General features: G+C 52.0%; 17 protein-coding genes. 10 read left to right on the top strand and 7 right to left on the bottom strand.

Annotated elements, in window-relative coordinates; translation table 11 throughout:
* The first annotated feature begins 92 nt into the window (after nucleotides 1-92).
* Both BV405_RS02755 and BV405_RS02760 read left to right on the top strand, forming a co-directional pair.
* Entirely contained in the window at nucleotides 93-2,024 is a 1,932-nt protein-coding gene (locus BV405_RS02755; protein ID WP_086479305.1) for an FAD-dependent monooxygenase, read from the top strand.
* A 162-nt stretch (nucleotides 2,025-2,186) separates the two neighbouring features.
* On the top strand, nucleotides 2,187-2,951 hold the full coding sequence (locus BV405_RS02760; RefSeq protein ID WP_086479306.1) for a substrate-binding periplasmic protein: 765 nt from the start codon (nucleotides 2,187-2,189) through the stop codon (nucleotides 2,949-2,951).
* A 38-nt stretch (nucleotides 2,952-2,989) separates the two neighbouring features.
* Here BV405_RS02760 and ggt read toward each other — a convergent pair whose 3' ends face one another.
* Together ggt and BV405_RS02770 are read right to left on the bottom strand one after the other, a co-directional pair.
* The gene (gene ggt / locus BV405_RS02765; protein ID WP_245832220.1) at nucleotides 2,990-4,789 is read right to left on the bottom strand and encodes a gamma-glutamyltransferase; all 1,800 of its coding nucleotides are present in this window, start codon (nucleotides 4,787-4,789) and stop codon (nucleotides 2,990-2,992) included.
* A gap of 50 nt (nucleotides 4,790-4,839) precedes the next feature.
* A complete protein-coding gene (locus BV405_RS02770; protein ID WP_176330023.1) occupies nucleotides 4,840-5,889 on the bottom strand; it encodes a polysaccharide deacetylase family protein in 1,050 nt (349 codons plus the stop codon).
* Nucleotides 5,890-6,304: 415 nt separating this feature from the next.
* Here BV405_RS02770 and hsdR point away from each other — a divergent pair, with 415 nt between their 5' ends.
* The 8 genes from hsdR to BV405_RS02810 all read left to right on the top strand — a co-directional run bounded on the left by hsdR (nucleotide 6,305) and on the right by BV405_RS02810 (nucleotide 20,772).
* Entirely contained in the window at nucleotides 6,305-9,826 is a 3,522-nt protein-coding gene (hsdR, locus tag BV405_RS02775) for a type I restriction-modification system endonuclease (RefSeq protein ID WP_086479308.1), read from the top strand.
* 229 nt (nucleotides 9,827-10,055) lie between these two features.
* Nucleotides 10,056-11,657 (top strand): class I SAM-dependent DNA methyltransferase, encoded by a 1,602-nt coding sequence (locus BV405_RS02780; RefSeq protein ID WP_086479309.1) that lies wholly within the window; start codon nucleotides 10,056-10,058, stop codon nucleotides 11,655-11,657.
* Nucleotides 11,657-13,162, top strand: coding sequence for a restriction endonuclease subunit S (locus tag BV405_RS02785; RefSeq protein ID WP_086479310.1), 1,506 nt, complete (start codon nucleotides 11,657-11,659; stop codon nucleotides 13,160-13,162). The genes BV405_RS02780 and BV405_RS02785 overlap by 1 nt, the downstream gene beginning before the upstream one ends.
* 170 nt (nucleotides 13,163-13,332) lie before the next feature.
* Entirely contained in the window at nucleotides 13,333-13,755 is a 423-nt protein-coding gene (locus tag BV405_RS02790; RefSeq protein WP_086479311.1) for a CopL family metal-binding regulatory protein, read from the top strand.
* Between the two features lie 248 nt (nucleotides 13,756-14,003).
* Complete coding sequence (locus BV405_RS02795; protein ID WP_086479312.1) at nucleotides 14,004-15,314, top strand: TolC family protein; 1,311 nt, start codon at nucleotides 14,004-14,006, stop codon at nucleotides 15,312-15,314.
* A gap of 25 nt (nucleotides 15,315-15,339) precedes the next feature.
* Nucleotides 15,340-17,001 (top strand): efflux RND transporter periplasmic adaptor subunit, encoded by a 1,662-nt coding sequence (locus BV405_RS02800; RefSeq protein WP_086479313.1) that lies wholly within the window; start codon nucleotides 15,340-15,342, stop codon nucleotides 16,999-17,001.
* Nucleotides 16,998-20,132, top strand: coding sequence for an efflux RND transporter permease subunit (locus BV405_RS02805; protein WP_086479314.1), 3,135 nt, complete (start codon nucleotides 16,998-17,000; stop codon nucleotides 20,130-20,132). Before BV405_RS02800 ends, BV405_RS02805 begins: the two co-directional genes overlap by 4 nt.
* A 121-nt stretch (nucleotides 20,133-20,253) precedes the next feature.
* On the top strand, nucleotides 20,254-20,772 hold the full coding sequence (locus BV405_RS02810; protein WP_086479315.1) for a hypothetical protein: 519 nt from the start codon (nucleotides 20,254-20,256) through the stop codon (nucleotides 20,770-20,772).
* 106 nt (nucleotides 20,773-20,878) lie between these two features.
* Here the strand turns inward: BV405_RS02810 and BV405_RS02815 are convergent, their stop codons facing one another.
* From BV405_RS02815 to BV405_RS02835, 5 genes are all read right to left on the bottom strand, one after another.
* Entirely contained in the window at nucleotides 20,879-21,586 is a 708-nt protein-coding gene (locus BV405_RS02815; protein WP_086479316.1) for a hypothetical protein, read from the bottom strand.
* Nucleotides 21,587-21,641: 55 nt separating this feature from the next.
* Complete coding sequence (locus BV405_RS02820) at nucleotides 21,642-22,265, bottom strand: HupE/UreJ family protein (protein ID WP_086479509.1); 624 nt, start codon at nucleotides 22,263-22,265, stop codon at nucleotides 21,642-21,644.
* Between the two features lie 195 nt (nucleotides 22,266-22,460).
* Complete coding sequence (locus BV405_RS17545; protein ID WP_140054440.1) at nucleotides 22,461-22,901, bottom strand: hypothetical protein; 441 nt, start codon at nucleotides 22,899-22,901, stop codon at nucleotides 22,461-22,463.
* 138 nt (nucleotides 22,902-23,039) lie between these two features.
* Entirely contained in the window at nucleotides 23,040-23,702 is a 663-nt protein-coding gene (locus BV405_RS02830) for a substrate-binding periplasmic protein (RefSeq protein WP_140054442.1), read from the bottom strand.
* Between the two features lie 156 nt (nucleotides 23,703-23,858).
* Nucleotides 23,859-26,471, bottom strand: coding sequence for an ATP-dependent DNA helicase (locus tag BV405_RS02835; RefSeq protein WP_086479319.1), 2,613 nt, complete (start codon nucleotides 26,469-26,471; stop codon nucleotides 23,859-23,861).
* Nucleotides 26,472-26,584 lie beyond the last annotated feature (113 nt).

Consider the following 26,584-nt stretch of genomic DNA (forward strand, 5'->3'; position numbering starts at 1 on the left):
TTTCCTCATCGACACTGACTGACTTCTCTGAGAAAGAACAGTCATCAATAACAACGATAAAAAGCTAACAGCCCGATTGAGAGGAACATACGATGCAATACCATCTGAATGGTTTTAAGCCCGGTAATTACCAGATTCGTGATGAGGCCCGCAAGCCTGCAACGCCGCCACCAATGGCAGATCTGCCGAATGAAGTTGATGTACTTATCGTAGGCTCAGGCCCTGCGGGTCTTGCATTGGCACGTCAGCTGGCAGATTTCGCTGATATTAAAACCTGTTTGGTAGAACAGAAGCCGGGGCCTATGCTGTTTGGTCAGGCCGATGGCATCTCCTGCCGTACTATGGAGATCATGGAGGCCTTTAACTGCAGTGAAATGCTGGTGAAAGAGACCTACCAGCTGCGTCAGAACGCCTTCTGGGAGCCGGATGCCAACCAGCCGGATCAGATCAAGCGCACTCATAAAGTACCTGATGCGCGCCTGGGTCTGTCTGAATTTACCCATGGTGTCGTCAATCAGGCCCGTCTGCACGATATTTTGCTCGAAGGTATGGAGAACTCCGTTACCCATCTTGTTCCACACTACAGTCGACGTCTGGTGACTTTGGAGGTTGATCCGGAGCTCAGTCAGAATCCGGATGCGCACGCGATCACTGCTACCTTTGAGACAGAAAATGACTCGGCAGACAAGAAGGTTGAAACAATCAAAGCACGCTTTGTGGTGGGCTGTGATGGAGCCCATAGTGCAGTGCGTAAGAATCTGGGTATCGAGATGCAGGGGGACTCTGCCAACAAGGCCTGGGGCGTAATGGACGTACTTCTGGTGACGGACTTCCCGGATATTCGCGTCAAAACCTTTATTCAGTCGCAGGATCACGGCGCTGTTATGATCATTCCCCGCGAAGGAGGCTATCTGGTTCGGCTGTACGTCGAAATGGATCTTTTTGGGGAAGATCAACGTGCGGGAAGCCTGGAACTGACCTCTGATGACATCATCGCCAAGGCGAAACTGATTATGAATCCTTATCAGATAGAGGTAAAAGAGGTCGCCTGGTGGTCCATCTATGGTGTTGGCCAGCGAGTTGCCGAGAGCTTTGACGACACGCCAGTGGGTAACCCCGACAACCTGATTCCCCGCGCATTTGTCGCTGGTGATGCCTGCCATACCCATAGCCCGAAAGGCGGGTGGGGGTTGAATACCTCACTACCGGATACTTTCAATCTGGGTTGGAAGCTTGCGGCAGTTTTACAGGGCAAATCTGATCCCAAGCTACTCCAGACCTACGAGCAGGAACGTCGCAAAGTTGCCTTTATGCTGATCAATGCCGACCGTGAGATGTCTGCTCTGGTGGCTACCCGTCCGAATGCTCAGAAAAATGCCGAGAGCGTGAAAACCAATACCGCAGAGATTGAGAAGTTTATCGCCCGCCAGAACGGTTTTATCGCCGGAACATCCATCGGCTACGACCCATCTTATATCACTACCGGGCAGAGCAATCAGGCCTTGGCAACGGGGTTTCATATCGGGCAGCGCTTTCATTCCTCCAAAGCAGTGCGCATTGCCGATGGTCGTCCTGTGCACCTCGGACATCAGGTGAAAGCCGATGGTCGCTGGCGGATCTTTATCTTCGCAGATACCAGAAGTCCATTGGATGAAGGCTCTGCAGCAGCAGGATTAATCCATTATCTGGCACAGAATCCAGCATCGCCTGTACTGAAATACACATCGGAAGAGGATGATATCGATGCCGTGATTGATGTGTATTCGGTCTTTCAGCAGCAGGATCTCTCCATTGAAACTCTGCCGGCCTTCATCTGGCCTGCTAAGGGCAAATACGGCCTTCGGGATTATGAAAAGGCATTTCAATGCGACCTGAAACACGACATCTTCAAAGCCCGAGGTATCGATCGAAAGCAGGGCTGCATGGTCATTGTTCGTCCGGATCAGCACATCGCGAATATCCTGCCGCTTGATGCGCACAAAGAGTTAAGCGCCTTCTTTGATGGCTTTATGCTGAAGCCATAGCCTTCCCAGATATCCCTCTTTCTGATTGATTGCCCGGTTCAAAAGGGAAGAGGGGTATCAAGGAGTTAAGAACTTTCGCCAATCTGGTAATAGCGACAGGGAAGTGTTGAGGCAGTGCAGCATTCTGATTAGTATGCAGTAAATGCTTTCGGAATAGATACCATGGGTTTTCGCTTTCTAAATCGACTTGCATGTGCTGCCATCAGCCTCGCTATCTCTACCGCAGTAACAGCAGACGCCCATGACCCTGTCGTGTTTTCAACCAGCAGTGTTGAACCCTGGGGCTATTTCATCGATGGCAATCAACCTGCCGGGCTTCTGGTAGAATTCAACGAAGCACTGCAGGCTGAACTCAAACAGCATTCCTCTTTCGACGTTACCTTCGAAAACTATATCCGGCCCTATCCCCGCGTGATCAATGATATTAAGACAGGCCGTGCCGACTTTGCTGTTCTCTTCAACAGTCCTGAATCTCACAATTACGGTGATTCAGTAGGGGAGGTCTCGACCTTTGATGTTGTGGTAACAGGCCGGCAGGACAGTGCTGGCATTACATCACTGGATGATCTGGAAGGATTACCCGTCGGCCATGTTCGGGGGTCAAAATATGGCCCAGCGTTTGACGATAATACAAAGATCCTGAAAGTCTCACTGGACTCTATGGAGAAAGGGCTGGATATGCTGCTCAAGGGCCGTTTAGCCGCCTTAATCTGTCTTGATCAGACTCTGTATCATTCGATGAATGAAAAAGGGATCGCACCGGATCAGACAAAAACACTCTTTGTTATCGGTAAGGCAAGGGCAGATCTTTTTATCTCAAAGCGCTCGAAAAAGCGTTTCTATATGGAAGAGGTTGAGGACGCGCTGGATCTGCTGCATGAAAAAGGGACGATTAAAGCCATTTTTGACCTCAACCGTCCCCATTAATCTTTCAATGCAGACTATCCTGCGCTTTGATTTAGTGTCTAATCCCCCAGAACAATCCCTTCCCGGCGGGGATCAGCTGCCCCGATCAGTTTGCCATCTTTAAACAAAACCCCGTGCAGACCTGAATTCAGATCTCTTACCGAGACCTTATAACCCATCACTTCCAGAGGAGCTTTCAGCTTTTCAGCAGAGGTTCCTGCTTCAAGATCGAAGGTACCAAACCGGTTGATCAGGTGGGGCTTGCTGATCGCATCCTGAAGGGACATTCCCCAATCCAGATGAGCGATCAGTGCTGAGGCGACATAACCGATAATTCGTGAGCCGCCGGGGGAGCCTATAGCCAAATAAGGTTTACCATCCTTCATCACCAGTGTCGGTGCCATCGAAGAGCGCGGACGTTTGCCCGGCTCCAAACGGTTGGCAATCGGGAAGCCATTTTTATGGCTGGCAAAGGAGAAATCCGTCAGCTCGTTATTGAGCAGAAACCCGCCAGACATCACCCGGGAGCCAAAGCCATTTTCAATCGTCGTGGTCATCGAGACGATATTACCTTCACGATCCACAATCACCAGATGGCTGGTGGAGGGCAGTTCCAGCGAGATATCGTCAGCCAGAGCAATCGGCTGACTCCACGCCGGTTCACCGGCTTCGACAGTATCCAGCGGCTTGCCGGGCTGAATCAATTCCGCCCGTTGCTTCAGGTATCCAGCATCCAGCAAACCCTGCGGCATAGGCACATAATCGGTATCCGCCATATAACGGCCACGATCGGCAAAGGCGAGGCGGGAAGCATCACCGATAATTTGCCAGCTTTTCGGGTTATCCGCGCCCAGAGATTTCAGGTCAAAGGAAGCCACGATACCTAAAATCTGACCAACTGTGAGCGCGCCGGAGCTCGGTGGCCCCATGCCGCAAACATCATAGCTGCGGTAAGGCGCACAGACCGCAGGGCGCTCTTTAATGCGATAGCTCTTGAGGTCGTTTTCCGTCAGCAGTCCGGGATTATCGGTTATGCCCTGAACCTTTCTCACCAGTTCCTGACCAATTTTCCCATGGTAAAATGCCTCAGCGCCTTCTTTAGCTAAAAGGCCCAGAGTTTCGGCATAGTCTTTATTGGTCAGGCGATAGCCCTCTGGCAGCGGCTTGCCGTCCGCAGTGAAGAAATAATCCCGGGTATCGGGATAGCGGCTCAGGCGATCCTGATCTTTAGTGATAGCTCCCGCAAGACGAGGTGAAACGATAAAGCCATCTTCAGCCAGCTGTTTGGCCGGTTGCAGCAAACGCGCCCAATCAAGCTTTCCGAAACGCTGATGGGTATCCGACATCAGCTTAACCGTACCCGGCGTGCCGACAGATCGGCCTCCGACCACAGCATCAAAGAACTTCAGTGGTTTCCCATCTTTATCCTGAAACAGCTCTGGCGTGGCCGCTAAAGGAGCTGTTTCCCGACCATCAAAAGTGGTCAACTGACGTTTCTTAGCATCGTAGTAGAGCATAAATGCCCCGCCACCCAAGCCAGAGGATTGAGGCTCCGTTAACCCCAACACTGTTTGCACCGTCACCATTGCATCAATAGCGCTGCCGCCTTCTTTCAACACCTGATACCCAGCTTCAACCGCGTAGGGGTTCGCCGCCGCAACAATAAAATCCTTTGCGATATGAGCACGATTCTCGCTACGTTGGCTTGCGGCCTCGGGAGCGACCTGGTCAGCCACCTGCTGCGCTTGCAGCCCGCTACTAAGAAGAGCGCTCAGGCCAACAGCGCTGAACAGAGAAACCGCTTTAGCCAGCGGTTTTCGAGAGGGAAAATTCATTAAAGGTTTTGTTGTTTTTTTCATCCAGCTCTCCCTGATCCGATCAAAATACCTTTATCGTTTTGTAGCCGTCATCAGCTTCTGTACCAGCGACCATCTGTTTTAGGCAACATCCACTGACGGGAGTACCAGAACCAGCGGGATTCAGTACGATGCGGCGCAGTACAGTTATAGCGATGTCGTCCGGCAGGCAGGGTCTTTTGTGTTGCAACCCGTAGCGTTACTGAGCCATCAGCCTGTGGCTGAGAATCCACCTTAAGCACCTCACCAGCTGGCCCATAACAGCGTAGCTGATCCAAACGATAATCGCCCTTAGCCAGTGTCAGCATCAAAACCGGGCTACGTTGATCAGCTCCCAGAACGCCAGAGCGCGGCTCTTCAGCGATCACAGGGAAAGGCAGAGCCAACAACTTGGTTCTCAGGGTTTTCGGATTCGCATAGATGCCATTCGCCGCATAACGGGGAATGCCCTGCAAAGAGGTAAAACCGCTGGCAGGCCCCGACTGCTGTCCAAAGGCCAGATAACCCCGCTCAGCCAATAAGGCTTCCAACTGAGGATTAAACTCACCATAGGGGTAAGCAAACAGCTTAGGCAGCGGATTCTTCTCAGATGTGCCGAGTTGTTGCTCAAGCTGACGCTGATTCTCAGTAATCTGATGTTTCATGCGGGCAAGCCAAGCCTCATCACTTTCACCCGCCTGCTGACGAATCATGTGATCGTGCTCTAAACCGTGATTGGCGATGGTCGCACCTTTCTTCCGGGCATCCCGAAGCTGATCCCAGCTCATAAACAGTTTATTGCCCTGATTAACCGGCGTTGCATTAACAAAAATCGTAAAAGGCAGCTTTCGAGCCTGCATGATCGGCATCGCCGTCTTGTAAACGCTGATATAAGCATCATCAAAGGTCAGTGCAGCCACCTTATCCGGAAAAGGTTTATTGGCCTTCAGATGATCCGCAATCTTCTCCAAAGACCAAACCTGAAACCCCAGCTTATCCAACAGATCCAGATGCTGAGTGAACGTCTCCGCATCGGTACTGGTCGAGCGGGGCGTATCCGAGCTGATGTGGTGGTACATCAGAATAGAAGAATGGTGGCGAAGTGCTGTTTCTTGTTTTTCCACTTGAGTCTCAGCCTTGACAGGAAAGGCTGCAAGCAGTGAAAGGCTTAGTGTGAAGGCAAGCGAAAACGAATGAAATCTCATAGATTGTCCATATATTGAAGCTCCCTTAAGGAGATTGTGTACGCAGTAAATAGTTTGTTTTGAATAGTGATTATAAAAGTAGAGCAGAGTTTTCCATGGGAAATTCTGCTCTTATAAGATCAGTTGATGAGGGTTACATAGTTGAGTTTTCAAGTTCGATATCCCCTGAGGGTCAATCGCAGTAATGTGAGGCTGTTCTATAGCCCTTCGACAAAGGTTTAGATTGTTTTATACGAATCTGTCTCCCAGTCAGATGATTTTCTCACTTCGCTGTCGTAAAGTAACTAACTTGCTGTCTGTAAAGACAAAAACAGAATAAGGATCTTTCTGCGCTATGAGTATTTCCGCGAATTTCGGTTTCCTCCAACAACATGACCCGCTTTTTCTGGAACTGGCTGAAGCTGCCGAGCGTGTTTTTGTCAGTGATCCCAATACCACCCTGATTAAACTGCGTCAGCTGGGCGAAGCGATGGCCCAGCATCTGGCGCTGTTAGCGGACATCAGTTTTGATGAGAAAACCACGCAGATTGACCTACTGAATAAAGTCAGCAGAGAGCTTCAGCTGGATCCTGCCGTGCGTGAGATGTTTCATATCCTGCGTATTGAGGGCAACAAAGCCACGCACCAGTTTAAAACCCAACACAAAGAAGCGATCCGCGGATTAGTGGTTGCCCGTAATTTAGCGATCTGGTTCCACGAATCTTCCGGCAAAGCCGCTAAAAACTTCAAAGCAGGCCCATTCACACCACCGAAAGACCCTAGCGAACAGCTCAATAACTTACAGCAGGATATCGCTCAGCTTAAAAATGAGTTGCAGCAAGCCAACCTTGACCTCAATTCCAGTCAAAAGCTGAATGAGCTAATTGCAAAAGAGAAAGAGGAATACGAATCTCTGGCTCTTGCCATGGATGAGGAATCCCGCCAGTTAGCCGAACAGGCCAAAGCTCACGAACAAGCGTTAGAGCAACAACAAAAAGCCTACGAACAACGTATTCAGGCGTTGCAGGAACAGTTAGCCCAACAGGATGAGAAATCCCGACAGGCACAGCGTCAGACGCTTACCCGCAACAGCCGGGCTGCCAGCCAGAATATACAGCGTGATAACGAAGCTCTTGCCCGTATTCTGATTGACCAACAGCTGCAACGTGCTGGCTGGCTGGCTGCTAGCGACCAGATGAAGCACTCAAAAGGGACACGTCCGGAAAAAGGCGTCAACAAAGCCATTGCCGAATGGCCCTGCAAAGGTACTGATGGCAAAGGTCGTGACCGTGCGGATTACGTGCTGTTCGCCGGATTAACGCCAATGGGCGTGGTGGAAGCAAAGAAAGAAACCCTCGATGTGGCCGGAAAAATCGATCAGGCCGAGCGTTATAGCCGGGGATTCCGACCAGAAGACGGCATGATTCCCGCGTGGGAGCTGGCAGGGCGCACCATCGCGTGGCCTGATGAAACCAGCAGCCATTACCAGATCCCCTTTGTTTATTCCGCCAATGGCCGCCCTTATCTGCCGCAAATGAAAGAAAAATCCGGCATCTGGTTTCGGGATGTCCGTGACGGATCTCATATCAAACGGGCATTGCCGGAGTTCCATAGTCCAGCGGGCTTAACAGATCGTCTTAATCGCAGTAGGGAAGCAGCACAGACCAAGCTGCAGGCCGAACCTTATGGTTATCTGAAACTACGTGACTACCAGCAAAAAGCCATTGGTGCGGTGGAAAACGCCCTGAGCCGGGATGTGCGTCGGGCGCTGCTGGCGATGGCAACGGGTACTGGTAAAACCCGCACCATCATAGGTCTGATCTACCGCTTTCTGAAAGCCGAACGCTTTAAACGCATTCTGTTTCTGGTGGACCGTACCTCTCTGGGTACTCAGGCACTGGACGCATTTAAAGATATGCCGCTGGAGCGGAGTCAGACACTGTCGCAGATCTATAATGTTGCCGAACTGGGTGATATGGCCGCACAGGCGGAGACCCGTGTTCAGGTAGCCACCGTACAGGCGATGGTTAAGCGGGTGCTGGAAAGTGATAATCCGCCACCGATTGATCAGTTTGACTGCATTATCGTTGATGAGGCACACCGGGGTTACACACTGGATCAGGAGATGACTGAGGGCGAGCTTTCCACCCGGGATGCCCGCCAGTATCTCTCCAGTTACCGTCGGGTACTGGACTATTTTGACGCGGTTAAGATCGCCCTGACCGCAACTCCCGCCAAACATACCAGTGATATTTTTGGTCATCCCATCTACAGCTACGGATATCGGGAAGCAGTGGCAGATGACTGGCTGATCGACCATGAACCTCCAATCCGCTATACCACCTTGTTAAGTGAGAACGGCATCACCTTTGAGCAGGGCGATCAGGTGGAAGTGGTCAATAGTCATACCGGAGAAATCGAAAGCGCAGAGCTGGAAGATGAACTAAATTTTGATGTCTCCGCCTTTAACAAATCTGTGATCACCCCGAGCTTCAATAAAGTGATCTGCGAACAGCTGGTACAAGAGCTAGACCCGTTCGGCGAGGAGAAAACCCTGATTTTCTGCGCCACCGATTCCCACGCAGATATGGTCAAATCCCTGCTGGATGAAGCCTTCAGTGAAGAGTACGAGGGTGATTACCGACAGGAAGCCGTAGCCAAAATCACCGGTAAAAGTGATCAGGTCGCTAAGCTGATCAGTCGTTTCAAAAACGAGCGTTATCCCAATATTGCCATCACCGTAGACCTCTTAACCACGGGCATCGACGTGCCACGTATCTGCAATCTGGTGTTTATGCGCCGGGTGAAGTCACGCATTCTGTATGAACAGATGAAAGGCCGCGCCACCCGTCGTTGCGATGAGATCGGTAAAACCCTGTTCCGTATCTATGATCCGGTAGACCTGTACGCCAGTCTGCAGGAGGTGGATACCATGAAACCTCTGGTGAAAAATCCCAATATCACCCTGGAACAGCTGGTGGAAGAACTCACCGATCCGGAACAACTGGAACGGGCCCTGAACAGCCCCGGTGATCTGCCGGAGCAGAGTCAGGCCGATGTGGTACTCAGTCAACTCAGCCAGAAGGTGATGCGGGTACTGCGTAAAGCTCAGAGCAAAGCGGAACACAAACCAGAGATCAAAGCCAAGCTGGATCAACTGCAACAACTTTGGCAGGTAGAACCCGCACAGCTGCACCAGCACCTGCATCAGCTGGGGCCAAAACAAGCGGCTGAGTTTTTGAGTCAGCACAGTGGGCTTATTAACCAGCTGGATGAGGTGAAACAGATTCTCGGCAGCAGCTATCGGCCTATCATCTCAAACCACGATGATGAGATTAAAGAGCGGGAACAAAGCTGGGGGGACTACAAGGCACCGGAGGATTACCTCGACAGCTTTAACCGCTTTATTAAAGAGCAGATCAACCAGAACGCCGCCCTGTCAGCGGTGGTCAACAGACCCCGCGACCTGACCCGCGAACAGCTGCGGGAGATCAAGCTGCAGCTGGACAATGCCGGATTCAGCGAAGCCCGGCTACAGAGCGCCGAAGCGCAACTGAGCAATCAGGAGATCGCCGCCAGCATTATCGGCCATATCCGTCGGGCCGCATTGGGCGAGGGGTTAGTACCGTTTGAGCAGCGGGTAAACAGCGCCATGCAGCGTATTTACGATAACCATAACTGGAACCCCAACCAGAAACGCTGGCTGGGGCGGTTAGCTAAACAGCTGGCGCACGAAGTCATCGTCGATCAGGAGTTTATCAACCGGGAATTTGCTCAGGATGGCGGAGCCAAACGCTTTAACAAAGTACTCAATGACCAACTGGATCAGGTACTGGAGGAGTTAAACGATGGTATCTGGGCAGAGCAAAGTGCCTAGCCTCTGACGGATAGGCACTTGATCCAGACAACGCTTCCGGCTAAAGTTGCGCACAACACACCCGCCAAGCCTATGTCTGTTCGCAGTTATGCTCAAATTGTGCGGGTTTTTTTATGTCTGCCGTTTGCTCAATATCAGCTTTTAAAAATAAAGTAATCATTATTATTTTTAATAAAATCAATTCGTTATGCCTTTAGAATGGCAGAAAACTGACACGACTGAGAACACCATGACCCACAACGATATCGTACAAAAACTCTGGAACCTGTGTGACGTACTGCGTGATGACGGCATCAACTACAGCGATTACGTCACCGAGCTGGTACTGCTGCTGTTTATCAAAATGGTGGATGAAAAAGAGCAGGCCGGTGTACTGGAAAAACACCCGCTGCCGGAAGGCTGCCGCTGGGGTGATCTGAACGGTAAATCAGGTACGAACCTGCTGGATGATTACAAAGCGATTCTTTACACCCTTTCCACGGGTAAACGACTACAGGTTGACCCGGAGAACCCCGGCCAGACCCGTGAAGTTCGGGTGCATGAGGATGCACTGATCAGCGCCATCTACGCCGATGCCCAAACCCGCCTGCGTGAACCGCGCCATCTGGAGCAGATGATTAAAAGCCTGGATCAGATCGACTGGTTCAGTGTGCAGGAAGATGGTCTGGGAGACCTGTACGAAGGCCTGCTGGAGAAAAACGCCGGAGAAACCAAATCCGGAGCCGGACAATACTTTACCCCTCGTGCCCTGATTAACAGCATGGTGCGCTGTATTCAGCCTCAGCCCGGAGAGGTGATTCAGGACCCCGCCGCAGGAACCGCAGGCTTTCTGATCGCAGCGGATCAGTATATGCGTCAGCAGACCGATGATTATTACGATCTGGACGCCCGCGCCCGTGATTTTCAGATCAACAAAGCCTGTGTCGGTATCGAACTGGTGCCCAATACCCGCCGCCTGTCGCTGATGAACTGCCTGCTGCACGGTATGGAAGGGGATGATGAAGGCGTGGTGCATCTGGGTAACGCTCTGGGTGAAGCGGGTAAAAGCCTGCCGCCTGCGGATATTATTCTTGCCAACCCGCCCTTTGGCACCAGCAAAGGCGGCGAAGCCAGCAATACCCGCGATGACCTGACCTACAAAACCAGCAACAAACAGCTGGCGTTTCTGCAGCATATCTACCGCAATCTGAAACCCGGTGGCCGGGCAGCCGTGGTACTGCCGGACAACGTACTGTTTGAAGCCGGAGTCGGCACCGATGTTCGCCGCGATCTGATGGACAAGTGCAACCTGCACACCATTCTGCGCCTGCCGACGGGGATTTTTTACGCTCAGGGCGTGAAAACCAACGTGCTCTTCTTTACCAAGGGCTCCACCACTGACAAATTCCAGCAGGAAAACTGCACGGAGAATGTCTGGGTGTATGACCTGCGTACCAATATGCCCAAGTTCGGCAAACGCACCCCATTTACCGAGTCGCATCTGGCACCGTTTGAGGCTGTCTATGGCGCTGATGCCAACGGCACCAGCCCGCGTACCGAAGGCGAATACAGCTTTGGCGCTACCGAGATTGAAGTGGATGCCGAAGCCGCTGCCGAGAACGAAGGCATCGACAGCCGCCTTGTACACTCCCGCTGGCGGTGTTTCAGCCGTGACTGGATTGCCGACACCAAAGGCGACTCCCTTGATATCAGCTGGCTGAAAGATAAAGACAGCGTAGATGCTGCTGACCTGCCGGAGCCTGCCGTACTGGCACAGGAAGCCAGGGATGAACTGACCGCCGCACTGGGCGAGTTGGAAGGGTTACTGGCTGCTCTGGAAGGAGCGAAGTAATGGCGGGTGTTATAGACGGAGTCCTGCCGGAAGGGTGGGTTGAGGTTGCGCTAAAAGACATTGTTACCGTTAACCCTAAAAAGAATGAAGCGGAACCTGAGCAAAATTCGGGGTTCGTGCCAATGGCTTTGGCACCGACCAGCTTTCATGGTGAGCTTGAGTTTGAAGAAAAACCTTGGGGTGAAATCAAGAAGTCTTATACGAATTTTAAAGATGATGATGTCATTTTTGCGAAAGTTACCCCTTGTTTTGAAAATGGCAAAGCTGCAGTTGTACGCAACCTACCTAATGGCATAGGTGCGGGAAGCTCAGAGTTTTATGTATTAAGACCTGATGCGCCATATATCTCAGAGAAGTACATTTTCTCACTGATTAAAACTCATCAGTTTGCTCAGGAAGGTGCTGAAAATATGACAGGGGCTGTTGGCCTTCGTCGTGTCCCTCGTGGATTTGTTGAAAATTTCTCCGTACCTCTCGCCCCCCTTGCCGAGCAAGAAGTCATAGCGGAGAAACTGGATAACTTGCTGGCACAGGTTGAATCCACCAAAGCCCGCCTTGAACGCCTGCCTGAGATTCTGAAACGCTTCCGCCAGTCGGTACTGGCCGCAGCGGTTAGTGGCAAGCTGACAGAGGAGTGGCGCGAAGGAAAAGAACTTTCTAGTCCATTAGAGATTATCTCCGACAGTGCGGCTTTTATAACGACAAAAAAAGCGAAAGAGCTTGCTGAAAAGCCATTTTTAGATGATGAATTAACTTTTTTGATTCCTGAGTCTTGGCATTGGGTTCGTTTATCGAAGATTACCGAGATTGTAAGTGGTGTGGCAAAAGGCTCAAAAAATAAAGGTGATACGGTCTTAAGGCCTTATTTAAGAGTTGCAAATGTGCAACGAGGCTTTTTGGATCTTGAAGAAATTAAAGATATCGACGTTCCAGAGTCAAAAGCAGAGGCTTTAGAGTTAAAAAATGGTGATATTTTGTTTAATGAAGGTGGCGACCTCGACAAACTTGGTCGTGGCTGGATTTGGGAGAATCAAATTCCAAATTGTATTCATCAGAATCATGTGTTTAGGGCAAGGTGCTTATCAGAAGGCTTAGAGCCAAAGTTTATCTCTTACTATGGAAATTCAGAGGGAAAAGAGTATTTCATCAGAAATGGTACTCAGTCGGTAAATTTGGCGAGTATCAATAAGACAACACTGAGCTTACTGCCTGTCCCCCTGCCTCCTGCTGAAGAACAAACCGAAATAGTCCGTCGTGTTGAGGAGCTGTTCGCCTATGCGGACACCATCCAAGAGCAGGCGGATGCGGCTCTGCAGCGGGTGAACAGCCTGACGCAGTCGATCCTCGCGAAGGCGTTCCGCGGTGAGCTGACCGCTGACTGGCGGGCAGCGAACCCGGAGCTGATCTCCGGTGAAAACTCCGCTGAGGCGTTGCTGGAAAAAATCAAAGCCGAGCGTGCCGCGCAAAAACCGAAAAAGAAAACCCGCGCCAAAAAAACCGCATAAACGTAGGTCGGAAAAGCCGAAGGCGCTTTTCCGACCCGCATGATGTTTATAAAAAATAACTCAACTCAGCGGGAACCTTTCCGTTATCAGGCGCTCTGAGAAAAAGTCCATTTGACAACTTACTGTTTTTAAAGCTCTAATAGCGACTCTTTTTCAGGAAGCCAAAACGGATGCTTCAAACCCGAACTGCTACATTAATGATTGTCAGCCTGATGCTGAGCCTGATTTTGTCAGGTGTTCAGAGTTCTGTGCTGCATCCTGCATTAATGGATCACAGCTCGGCTTCTATGAATCACAGTTCGGCAATGGCAACTCATCATGAATCTGCCGTTGATCATCACGCTTCTCACGGCTCTGGCCATACAGAGTCTTATCACAGTGATTCCCCGTTAGCCTTTTCTCATACCGATCATCAGGATTCGGACGATTGTCGTCTGAAATGTATTCTGGCGATGTGTGTATCCGGTAGCGCTGTATTGTCGGCCACCGAGTTTCATTACCCTCAGGAAGCCACCGTTTTGTTGGCTTCTGTCTCTGTTTCTCTCACTCAATCCCAGCCTGAAAACCCTTTCCGGCCTCCCATCTTTGCCTGAATCAGCTTTTTTACGTCTGTAATAACCGCTTAAACCGTTTCGTTTTAGGCGGAAAGATAAACAGAACGGGTTAATTGCGTCTGCAATTCACCGCCTTAGGTGGTTTTAAACCTGTTCTGTCTGATTTGGGTCGTTGTCAGCCTGAAATCTCTCTCCGATATGTGCGGAGGCGGATACAGGTACTTCAATCGCACTGCCGATGGCCCAAAGCTTCAAAAGCTATTTGATTAAAACGACAGGACACTTCTATGCGTTTTAAAACGTCACTGCTGGCAGCATTCTGGCTGGCCAGCGGATTGGCTAACGCCCAGATCGCGCCGCCAAACGCGGTTATTCAGGATCTGGCATCAGCAGAAGCGCTGGCGGTCGGGCAGGACCCGATGCGCCTTAACTATCAGGCCCAGCAGGCGCGCTGGCTGGCTGAAGGCACCCTAAAGTCTCAGCTGCCGGACCCGATGCTCAAGTTCGGTTTTGCCAACCTGCCTATGGATAATCTGGGGGAAGGTATCGGGCTGGATCAGGACCCTATGAGCCAGTTCACGGTCGGCTTCTCTCAACCCTTTACCCGGGGTGACAGCCGGGAGCAGACCCGTAAGGCTTTTACCGAAAAGAGCCGCCAGTCCCAGTCGCAACAGGCTCTAAGAGCACTGGAAGTTCGTCTTACCGTGCGCCAGCTCTGGTATCAGCTGAGCTACAGCCTGAATGCAGAGCAGCTGCTGAAACAGCAGCTGGATGCTCTGAAACAAAACCTTTCGAACGATATGAGCAGCTTTCAGCTGGGCAACCGCCAAAGTCAGGATCTGTTACAGGCGGAGCTTCAGCAGGATCGTCTGCGGGAGAAACTGCGCGCTAATGAGCAGCAGATTCAGCAGCTGCGGGCGCAGTTAAGCCGTTGGCTGGGGGAGATCGCCTGGTCGCTGGATCCCCGCGTTAGTGGTGAATATCAGCAGGTCGCCGCAACGGTCACCGAGGGCAATCAGCCGCAGTTACAGGGGGTGAGCCAGCTGGAATCTCAGTTGATGGCGCATCCGGCGCTGCAATCTGCCGAGCGTGAAATCAGCTTTCAGCAGCACCAGCAGGCGATTGCTCAGTCTGCGTATTCGCCCTCCTACAAGCTGGATGTGAACTATGGCCTGCGAAACAGTGAGTTGCCCAATGGCGATAAGCGTTCTGACCTGCTGAGCGTATTTATCACTATGGATCTGCCGCTGTTTACCGGTCAGCGACAGGATCAGGGCTACCGTGCTGCCGTTGAGCAGAAAGCCTCTGCCCAGGCGATACGTGATGACCTCTTGCGTCGCATGCTGGCAGAAGGGCAGTCCGCACTTGCTCAGCAGAAGGTACTGGCTGAGCGTATCCGTCTTTATGACACCCGTTTAATCCCGCTGGCAAAAGATCAGACCTTAGCAGCCAAACAGGCCTATCAGTCCAACACCGCTGCTTTTTCCCGCTTCATTATGGCTCGGGTAGAAGAGCTGGGCTTATCGCTGGAACGAGAAAAGCTGAAACGGGATCTGGTGCTGATCGATGCCCAACTGAATTTTTTACAAGGGCTGTAACCACAGCCAAAGCGAGGATTAAGTTATGACGAAGCGTTTTATACCTGTGGTTACCCTGCTGGCAGGCGTTATTGTCGGTGGTTCCGGTGTTCAGTATCTGCTGCCGCAGTTGCACGGCATCAGTAATGCGGAAGCCAAAGTCTCTGACAGTGGCACCGTTACCACTGAAAAAGCAGCGGATGAGCCCCTGTACTGGGTTGCCCCTATGGACCCGAATTACCGCCGGGATAAGCCCGGTAAATCCCCAATGGGTATGGATCTTGTTCCCGTCTATGACGATGGCAACAAGGATGACGCCCCCGGTACGGTGAAAATCAGCCCAGCCGTAGAGAATAATCTGGGTGTGCGTACCGCCAATGTCAGCTTTGATAATCTGGTTTCCCGTATTCACACCGTGGGCACCATCTCCCCGGATGAAGAGAGCCAGTGGCAGCTGAACAGCCGTGTCTCCGGCTGGATCGAAAAGCTTTACGTGAAAGCCGCCGGTGAACCGGTGAAAAAGGGCCAGCCGCTGTTTCGTCTCTATTCGCCGGAGCTGGTTAAAGCTCAGGATGAACTGATCGGTGCACTGCGTCTTTCCAATGGGCAGGCGATGGTGGCTGCGGCTAAGCGTCGGCTGAAAGCACTGGGGATGAACGATGCCCAGATCGCTCAGGTGGCAAATCAGCGCCAGTCGATGCAGGAAGTGACCTTCTATGCCCGTCAGGAAGGCTATCTCAGTCAGCTGAATATTCGGGAAGGGGCTTTTATCTCCCCGGCAACCTCTCTGCTGGAAGTGGTCTCTCTGGACAGTGTCTGGCTGAAGGCGGAGCTGTTTGAATCTCAGGCCGGTCTGGTCAATGTGGGCGACAGCGCCCGTATCACCCTGGAAGCCTTTCCGGATCAGGAGTGGCAGGGGGAAGTGGACTTTATCTACCCGGAGCTGAATGGTGAAAGCCGCACTCTGGTGGTACGTCTGAAGATCCCGAATCCGGGCCAGACCCTGCGCCCGAATATGTTTGCCCGGGTTGAGATGCAGTCTGCGGCAGAAGCTCCAACGCTTCTGATTCCCCGTGAAGCCCTGATTCGCTCCGGCACGCTGGATCGTGTGGTGGTAGCGCTGGGCGATGGCCGTTTCCGCTCGGTTAAGGTTTATGCCGGTCGTGAAAATGGTGCTCAGGTGGAGATTCTGGATGGCCTGCTGCCGGGACAAAAGGTGGTGACGTCTGCGCAGTTCCTGCTGGATTCTGAATCCAGCCTGACTGCGGATCTGAGCCGACTCGCATTCTCACAGCAGACCGATCATTCCGGTATGGATCACTCTGCTATGGGGCATGGCTCGATGAACCATGAAGGTATGGATCACTCCCAGATGGGGCATGGTTCGATGAATCATGAGGGTATGAACCACGAAGGTATGGATCACTCTGCCATGGGGCACGGCGCGATGAACCATGAAGGTATGAATCACGAAGGCATGAATCATCAGGGTATGAACCACGAGGGTATGGATCACTCTGCCATGGGGCACGGCGCGATGAACCATGAAGGTATGAACCATGAAGGTATGAACCATCAGGGTATGAACCACGAAGGTATGGATCATTCTCAGATGGGACATGGCGCGATGGGCACACCGGCTCCGTTACCGGCACCCACTAAAGATGATGAGGATCTGGACTGGCTGGATCTGGAGGAAGATCTATGATCAACCGGATTATTCAGGCCTCCATCAATAACCGCCTGCTGGTGATGCTGGCGGGGCTGGTACTCGTGCTGTACGGCGCTTTTACCGTTAAAAATACGCCGGTGGATGCGATTCCCGACCTGTCCGACGTACAGGTGATCATCAAAACCAGCTATCCCGGTCAGGCACCTCAGGTGGTGGAAGATCAGGTGACCTATCCGCTGACCACCGCCATGCTGTCGGTTCCGGGGGCAACGGTGGTGCGGGGCTATTCCTTCTTCGGGGATTCCTACGTTTACATCATCTTTGAGGATGGCACCGATATCTACTGGGCCCGTTCACGAGTTTTAGAATACCTGTCCCAGGTGACACCGAATCTGCCCTCGACCGCGAAACCTGCCCTGGGGCCGGATGCCACGGGTGTGGGCTGGGTTTACGCCTATGCGTTGACTGATCGCAGCGGTAACCATGATCTCAGCCAGCTGCGCAGTCTGCAGGACTGGTTCCTGAAATATGAGCTGCAAACCGTGCCCGGTGTGGCGGAAGTGGCCACCGTGGGCGGTATGGTGAAGCAGTATCAGATTCGGGTCGATCCGGAAAAACTGCGCGCCTATGATCTGCCACTGTCTGCTATCTCTCAGGCGGTGCGTAAGGCTAATCAGGAAGCCGGTGCCAGCGTGATTGAGCTGGCAGAAGCGGAATATATGGTACGCGCCACCGGTTATATTCAGTCGGTAGCGGATCTGAATCAGATTCCGGTCAAAGTCAGCGCCAAAGGCACGCCTTTGCTGCTGGGTGAGATCGCCGATATTGTGGTTGGCCCGCAGATGCGTCGTGGCATCAGTGAGCTGAACGGGGAAGGTGAAGCCGTGGGCGGCGTTATCGTGATGCGCTTTGGCGAAAACGCCAGTGCCGTGATCGATGGCGTGAAACAGCGTCTAGAGGAGCTGAAGGCCAGTCTGCCGGAAGGGGTTGAGGTGGTGACCACCTATGACCGCTCGTCGCTGATCAGTAATGCGGTGAACAACCTGCAGGACAAACTGCTGGAAGAGTTTATCGTGGTGGTTGTGGTCTGTGCACTCTTCCTGTTCCACCTGAGAAGCTCCTTAGTGGTGCTGTTCAGTCTGCCGGTGGGCATTCTGACCGCCTTTATTGTCATGTCCTGGCAGGGTATTAACGCCAATATCATGTCTCTGGGCGGTATCGCCATTGCCATCGGTGCCATGGTGGACGGGGCGATTGTGATGATCGAAAACGTGCACAAGCACATGGAACGCACCCCGCTGACCGACGAAAACCGCTGGCAGGTGATCGCCAAAGCCTCTGGTGAAGTGGGGCCTGCGCTGTTTTTCTCCCTGCTGATTATCACCTTCAGTTTTGTGCCGGTGTTTGCGCTGCAGGGGCAGGAAGGCAAGATGTTTGCGCCGCTGGCCTACACCAAAACCTATGCTATGGCGGCTTCTGCGGGGCTTGCGGTAACCCTGGTGCCGGTGCTGATGGGCTACTTTATTCGTGGCAAGGTGATCGCCGAGCATAAAAACCCGATCAACCGTCTGTTGACTGCTATCTACATGCCGGCACTGAAAGCGGTGCTGCGTTTCCCGATGGTCACGCTGGGCATGACACTGGCCTTGCTGGCGGTAAGCCTGTTGCCACTGAAGCAGATCGGCAGCGAGTTCTTCCCGCCGCTGGATGAAGGCGATCTGATGTATATGCCGACCACTTATCCCGGCATCAGTATCGGTAAAGCCCGGGAGCTGCTGCAGCAAACCAATAAGCTGATTAAACAGCTGCCGGAGGTGGAAACCGTCTGGGGGAAGGTGGGTCGTGCGGAAACCGCTACGGACCCTGCGCCTCTGACCATGATTGAGACCTTTATTCAGCTCAAACCCCGGGATCAGTGGCGTGAAGGCATCACCACCGATGACCTGAAAAAGGAACTGGATCGTCTGGTGCAGTTCCCCGGTCTGACCAACGCCTGGGTTATGCCGATCAAAACCCGTATCGATATGCTGGCTACCGGTATTAAAACCCCGGTGGGTATCAAGATTGCCGGGGAATCCCTGAGCGAAATTGAGCATATCGGTAAAGAGCTTGAGCGCATTATCAAACAGGTGCCGGGCACTGCATCGGCCTATGCCGAACGTGTGGCCGGTGGTCGTTATATCAAGGTGGATATCCTGCGGGAGAAAGCCGCCCGTTACGGCCTGAATATTGATGATGTACAGGCGGTAGTGACCAGTGCCATTGGCGGTATGCAGATCGCCCAGACCATTGAAGGGCTGGAGCGTTACCCGATCAATCTGCGTTACCCCGCCAGCTACCGGGATTCGCCGGAACAGCTGAAGCAGCTGCCGGTGGTCACGCCATCCGGTCAGCGCATCGCTCTGTCTGATGTGGCCAATATCATCATTGAAGAGGGGCCACCGATGATCAAAACCGAGAACGCCCGTCCGAATGGCTGGGTGTACGTGGATATCGAGGGGCGTGACCTGGGCTCTTACGTGGCGGAAGCGCAGGCCACCGTACGTGAACAGCTGGAACTGCCTGCCGGATATTCCGTCAGCTGGTCCGGTCAGTACGAGTATATGGAGCGCGCCCGTAAAACTCTGGAGCTGGTGATTCCGGCAACGCTGGGCATCATTATTCTGCTGCTTTATCTGGCCTTCCGCCGCATGGGCGAGGTGCTGCTGATTCTGACCACGCTGCCATTAGCGATGATCGGCGGTGTCTGGCTGATGTCTCTGTTGGGGTATAACTTCTCCATTGCGGTGGGAGTTGGTTTTATCGCCCTAGCGGGGGTCGCGGTGGAGATCGGGGTGATTATGCTGCTGTATCTTAACCAGAGCCTGGATGAGCTTAAGGCCAATTCCGCAGAGGGTTTCAGCCAGCAGGATCTGCAACAGGCGATTGTTCGCGGTGCAGGCCTGCGGGTACGCCCGGTGATGATGACCGTCGCCACCGTGATTATCGGTCTGATTCCGATCATGTATGGCACAGGTACCGGATCAGAAATGATGCAGCGTATTGCCGCGCCTATGATCGGCGGTATGGCCTCGGCGGTGGTGCTGACCTTACTGGTACTACCGGCTCTGTTTTATCTCTGGAAGCGCATCAGTCTGAGAAAGCTAATGACGGCAGGAGAAAACTGAATCGAAGCCTCTTAGCTAACAATGATGAATAACGCGATGAATAACGAATAGAACGGATGGTCGCTTTTGCGACCTCCGTCAGCACAACGACTGTCATATCAAAAATAAAAGGTGAAACCCTATGAAACATTCAATCAAGCACTCTCTGATCGCACTGACTACCGCTGGTCTTCTGATGAGCGCAGCCCCAGGCTTTGCTCATACCGCGCACTGCAAAGACACTGAGCTGAGCCAGCTGATGGAAGGCATGAAAGATGACCTGAAAGGTTATGTTGGAGCATTCAAAAAGTCTGACTCAGCGGCCATGCAGCAGAATCTGAATGAGCTGATTGCTGCTTCAGTTAAAGCGAAAAAATATGTGCCTCTGAAACTGCAGCAGGAAGATATGCCAATGCCGAATATGAGTGCAGAAGAGCACTCTCAGATGGGTAGCATGCAGGGTATGCAAAACATGGAGGGGATGTCTCATAGCGCACACATGGAACACATGCGCTATCTGGAAGGTATCGACAAACTGAACGGCTTGTTTCGTCAGCTGAAAGCCGCAGGCGATGACAAGGGGCAGGTTAAGGCTTTGCTGGGTGAAATCAAAGAGCACAGCAAGTCCAGCCACGAAGCCTTCCGTAAGGACTGTGATTGATTCAGGGCTGGTAAAATCAGTTCTTAACAGATTTTAGGATTGAAAAAGCCGGATCAGCATCACTGCTGGCCCGGCTTTTACGTTTCAGGTTTTCAGTTCCGATAAATCAGATAACGCGCTTCATTTCTACGTAATCACCCCGGGTTTTCAGTACGAGGGTGACATCTGAGGTCTGGCGGTTACGGAAGAACCAGCCGTGTTTACCGGTAAAAGCGGCTTTTAACTCACCGGAAGCACTGCGCACACCACGACCTTTCTCATAACTGATTCTCTGGCCGGAGCCATTGCCGTGGGTATCAAAGTTAAGCGGTCCTTCGATCCCTTCCCAGTCGAAAACAGCCACTGCTCCGGCTTCCATCACCAGTTTGTATTCAACGCCCTGACCGGGTTTCAGGCTGATTCGGATCTCATCCCGCCATTGCGGCTCCACAGACTCAGGCTGAGCCTCTGGCTTATCCTTCTCTGCTGTTTCTGTTTCTTTATCTGTCTCTGCAGGAGCAGATGAAACAGCTTCATCCGGAATGGCTGGGCTTGTATCAGGGGCTACAGACACTTTCTCTGTTGCTTCTGTTTTTTCAGCTTCTGCGCTCAGTTGCGCATCCAGCCTGGCTTCGGCTTCCAGCTGTTGTTTGATCTCACCCATATCCGTCAGCCCCAACATACGGCCAACACCCGTGGGATCGATGGCGTATTCCGCTGGCAGAATAATGGTAACCAGCAGCACCAGAGCAGTGAAAAAGGCAATTAAGGTGGAGCGAATCAGTTGTTTGCTACCCGGTAGCTCGGCACGGGTTGGCATATCAGAGTTGTACATAGTAAACCTATAGAATTCGTATCTCAGTGATAATCAGCTTGCGCAATGTAATGGTTTAGCTCAGCCAGTAGCCGGTCAGCTGATAACCGATCAGCATAAAACCGGTACTCATCATGGCGACATTGGCACTGTAAGCGTGTTTCAGAAAGCCGGAGCTTCTGCGCCAGAATCCCATCGCAATCAGAATGGCACTCAGTGCCAGCAGCTGTCCGATCTCAACACCCACATTGAAAGCGAGCAGGTTAGGGATGAGGCCATCTTCAGCGATGTTATATTCGATAATTTTGCTCGAAAGGCCAAAACCGTGGCAGAAACCGAAGATCAGGGTAGCGGCTCGGGTATCCGGCTGAAAACCAAACCAGCGCTGATATCCGCCCAGGTTATCCAGCGCCTTGTAAACCACAGACAGCCCGATAATAGCGTCAATCAGAAAGCTGTTGATGCCAATATTGAAAGCGACTCCGATCAGCATGGTAGTGGAGTGCCCGATGGCAAAAAGACTGACATAGAGGGCGATATGCTTCATCCGGTAAAGGAAAAACACCACTCCCAGCAGGAAGAGAATATGGTCGTAACCTGTGACCATGTGTTTCGCCCCGAGATAAATAAAGGCGATCAGGTGCACCCCTGAGATCTCCTGAATATAACCCTTGTCACCCTGTGCAACGGCATGAGCCATCGCATCATTGGCAAAAACCGTTAACAGTAATAGTGCCGTAGCCAGAACTAAAAAGGCTTTAAGCAATAATTTAAACGCGCCGTTAACACCTTCTTTGGTGAAAAGATTGCACCTAAGACCGGGGGCACGGTAAGTGGGTATCGACATAGACAACTCCGCAATGTCGGTAAAGTCAGATTTAAAAAGTAAAAGTAATCAGAACGCGGGCAGAGCTTTCGGAGGGCGGTCAAGACGGGAGACCAGACGGGGCAGAGAAGCCGTCATAAAGATAATCAGCAGAACTGAAGGGATTACGATAGCCCGCAGTTCGAGGGAATTTTGCCGATCCGGCGTTTCATGGGAATGGGAACCGGGATCATGCTCGGTATGATGGCCGGATGATTCATTTTCAGAACCAACCGGGACATCATCAGAATACGAACGGACATCCGACATCACCACATGGCTGTGATCCCCATGCTCGCTATGAGAGTGAGGCAGAAGATGGCTGTGAGATTCCGGTAGATGCCCCGCAAAACCTGATGAACTGATTTGTCCGGGGAAAGAGGTAATCAGCCCATAAAACGCACATAGCAGTACCAGCAAACAGAGGTTAGGGTTTCGTCCTTGTCGCAGGGAGATAATCTGCCTTGTCATCGCTAACATACTGATAATAAAGTTATCCCATGAAGAAGTAGGCTGAATCCGCAGCGTAAAACTACCATAGCATTCGGGGAGATAACATCGACTCGGCCTTCAGCTGACAACTTTTAACAGAGTGTAAAATCAGGAAACCTAATCTTTGAGTCTAGTGATTTTCTGGTTAATAAAACGAACCAATGCTTCACCCTTTTCATTCGGCTGGGCGATAAAGCGCAGTTGCCAGCTGCGATCCTGCCAGTTGAGTTTCTTTACCTTGCCTTCAAGCCGATCCCGCTTAACGATATAGGCTCCAAGCCGACTGTCAGAGATTGCCAGATCGCAACGCTCATAAGCCAGCATCTGAAAAGATTGGGTGGGGTGAGTGACATTTACGCGGATAAAGCTGCCATCAGCGATCTTACGGTCAAATTCTGCAGAATAGATAAAACCAAGAACCGCACAGACTTTGGCAGGATGGGGCAGGTACATAATATTTCGGCTCCAGTAAACATCCTCCAGAGGCATAAAAACATCACTTGCCTTATAGGGGCGACTGCCAGACATCCATCGGATATCGCTGACTCTGAGGTCGATCTCACCCTTTTCAAAAGACTGATCGATGCGCTTGCGGGGAACCGGGACAATTTCCAACTGATATTGTGATCCGTCAAAAAAACGGTAGAGGCTATCGACTACTAAACCTTCAATCTTATCCGGTGTGACTTTCCAGTAGGGACTGTAATCGGTCGTGGTTAAACCGACCCGAACTCGTTCGGCTTCAGCCAGAGCATGGGAGGAAAAGAGGATAAACAGCATTAAACTAACGCCTAGAGCTGCGAGCGCCCGAACATAACCTGAAACTTTGTAGAGTGTGATTAAGCGCATAAGAAGCCTGATAGTCACTTTCTTACTAACATAACTATCCCTGAGCCATTCCACAACCGGGTACCTGGCGTCAGGCTGGGGTCGTCTTTATCGGTGCCACCAATCCGGCATCAGTGCCTGAACTTCCGGCTGCATAAAGCGGTCGTCAATCAGTTCAATCACGCCTGTATCTTCCGGTGACCGTATTAAGCGCCCTGCAGCTTGTATCACCTTACGCAGGCCGGGGTAGAGGTAGGTATAACGGTAGCCATCGCCAAAACGCTGTTCCAGTCGTTGCGACAGGGTTTCATGGAAGTCGTCGTAGGGCGGTAAGCCAAGGGTAGCGACAAAAACGCCGATCAGCGCATCACCGGGCAGGTCGATCCCTTCGGAGAAAGCCCCGCCTAATACCGCGAGCCCCACTAAACCCTGCTCATTGCGAAAGCGATCAATAAAATGCTGGCGATCAGCTTCTTTCATACCTGCAGATTGCACCTGCAGTGGTATCTCTGGGTACAACTCTGTGAGCCCCTTCTCTAGCTGCTGCAGATAACTGAAGCTACTCAGGTAAACCAGATAGTTGCCGGGCTTCTGTCGATATTGTGCTGCAATCCGCTGACATATTGGCGGTACGGAACGATTTCTGTCCCGGAACCGTGTGCTAATGGGAACCCGTCTCAGATCCAGCTGATGACGCTGAAAAGGACCGGGCAGGGAAAGCCATAGTGCTTCCCTCGGTGGCTCACTAACAGTCCTTATAACTGGCCCCTGATCTGACTCTTGATTTGGCTCTGATTCTGTAACAGCTGAAGCTGCAACCTGACTACCCGCCATACCCAGCAAGTCCCGATAGTACTCAGCAGGGTTAAGGGTGGCTGAGAACAGTACGGTGGCATAAGCCCTGTTGAAACGCTCCCGCAGGAAATCCGCCGGAATCAGGTTCTGAATCTTTAACGCGGCTTTGATTTTCGGCTCACGAAACCTGGGGTTGCCCTTTGCAAGTTCCAATGTACAGAGGGAGTGTTGGTCAAACAGTTCGGCCAGCTTGAGAAAGCCTAGCGTATCGAACAATAGCTGTTGAAGTATCTGCTCTGAGCTGGCTGGTGGTTGTGCTTCTCCATAGCCTAATAGCTGTGTTTGCCGATGGAATGGCTGGTGTTCTTTCATAGAATCGGCCAGGTAGTCGGTAATGTCCGTTACCAGCTGATGCAGATAGCCGTTCAGCTGCTCCGGCACCTGATCAAGGTTGACCGAAACCGTTTTATTGGAAAGCGTTTGATCCGAAGCCAGACTTCCGGTGTCATCCAAATGGTCAGCGGCTTCTTCTGCGATCAGCTTGCGCCAGCCCTGTTGTACCGCCTGAATCGGCTTTTTCAGGGGCTCGGGCACTGATTGAGCGGTCTTACTGTCTTTTAAAGCTCTGCTGAAGTGAGCGCGATCCAGCTGAGCAGAGTACATGCCCCGCGCCCGATCAATCAGGTTGTGGGCTTCATCCACCAAAGGCACAACTTTCCAATCGTTCTGTTGGCTCAGGCTGAACAGTATCGCCTGACGGTCAAAATAGTGATTAACATCCCCGACCACCAGATCAGACCAACGTGCCATCTCCTGAGCCAGATAATAGGGACAAATCTCATGCTCTAGGGCGATACGGCGGATTTCATGCTGATCCAACCAATAGGTTTGCGCTGCGGCTTGTCTGGCGTGAGGCAGGCGATCGAAAAAGCCCTCCGCTAAAGGGCAGGAATCCCCATGACAGGCTTTGTCCGGATGTTCACAGGATTTTTCCTTGGCGCTCAGTTCCAATATGCGAACAGGCAGGAGCGGGGCATTCTGTGTAGCTGCACCCAAAGCCTGCTCCGGCTTTTCCCGGTCTGTATTTTTTCGATCTGTGTTTTTCTGATCTGAAGGTTTATAGCCGGACAGCTGTTTCAGGGCATCCATAAACAACTGACGGCCAGTGGTGCGGGATGAGAGCAGAAACAGGCGATCCATCCCGCATTTGACCATCGCTTTGAGGGCGGGAAAACTAACGCCTAAGGTTTTTCCAAGCCCCGTGGGTGCTTCCAGTAATAACTGCCGACGCGTGAAGATGCCTTTATAGACGGCTTCACTCAGCTCCCTTTGAAACGGACGAAATTCGGGGTAGGGGAATGCCAGTTGCTGTAAGGCGCTATCACGCTGTAAACGGTGCTCTGTCTCCTGCCGGTGCCAATTTGCATACTGATGACAGAGGTCTTCTGCGAATGCGATCAATACCTGAGCCTGCCAGAGGCTTTCATCCGGTGATTCCTGATCACGGTCGATATCGTAATAGACCAGCCGTAATCTGACTGCAGAGAGGTTGTCTCTCAGGCAAAGTAGTGCCCCGTAGACCTTAAGCTGAGCCAGATGCAGCTGGCGCTGTCCTTCACCAAGACGTTCCAGATCCCCGCGATGGGTTTTGATCTCTTCTAACAGAGGTATGAAACTGCTGTCAGCCGAGGTATCAGACGACAGATAGCCATCGGCACGGCCTTTAAGCTCTATCTCACCGATGTGACCTTCCAACAGATATTCCGCTTCATAGTCCGTATCCCTGTCACAGGCTTTTAGTCGCCGTTTTTGTAGCTTCTGATGACCGCGAATACCTTCCTCGGCGGTTGGCGAAGGAGTATAGCGAAACTCAAGACTGCCGCTGCGGGCGGCAAACTCACACAGAGAGCGAACCGCAACTTTCATGGAATCAGTTTTTTCATCAGATAATCAGTCTTGTGAGCTTATTAGATCAAAAGTTAAAGAGCTGAGAGGAGGGCATAAAACAAAAATCCCTCCAGATGGAGGGATTCTATCAG

This window comes from Oceanospirillum sanctuarii, from assembly GCF_002150805.1.
GTDB classification, from domain to species: Bacteria; Pseudomonadota; Gammaproteobacteria; order Pseudomonadales; family Halomonadaceae; genus Oceanospirillum; species Oceanospirillum sanctuarii.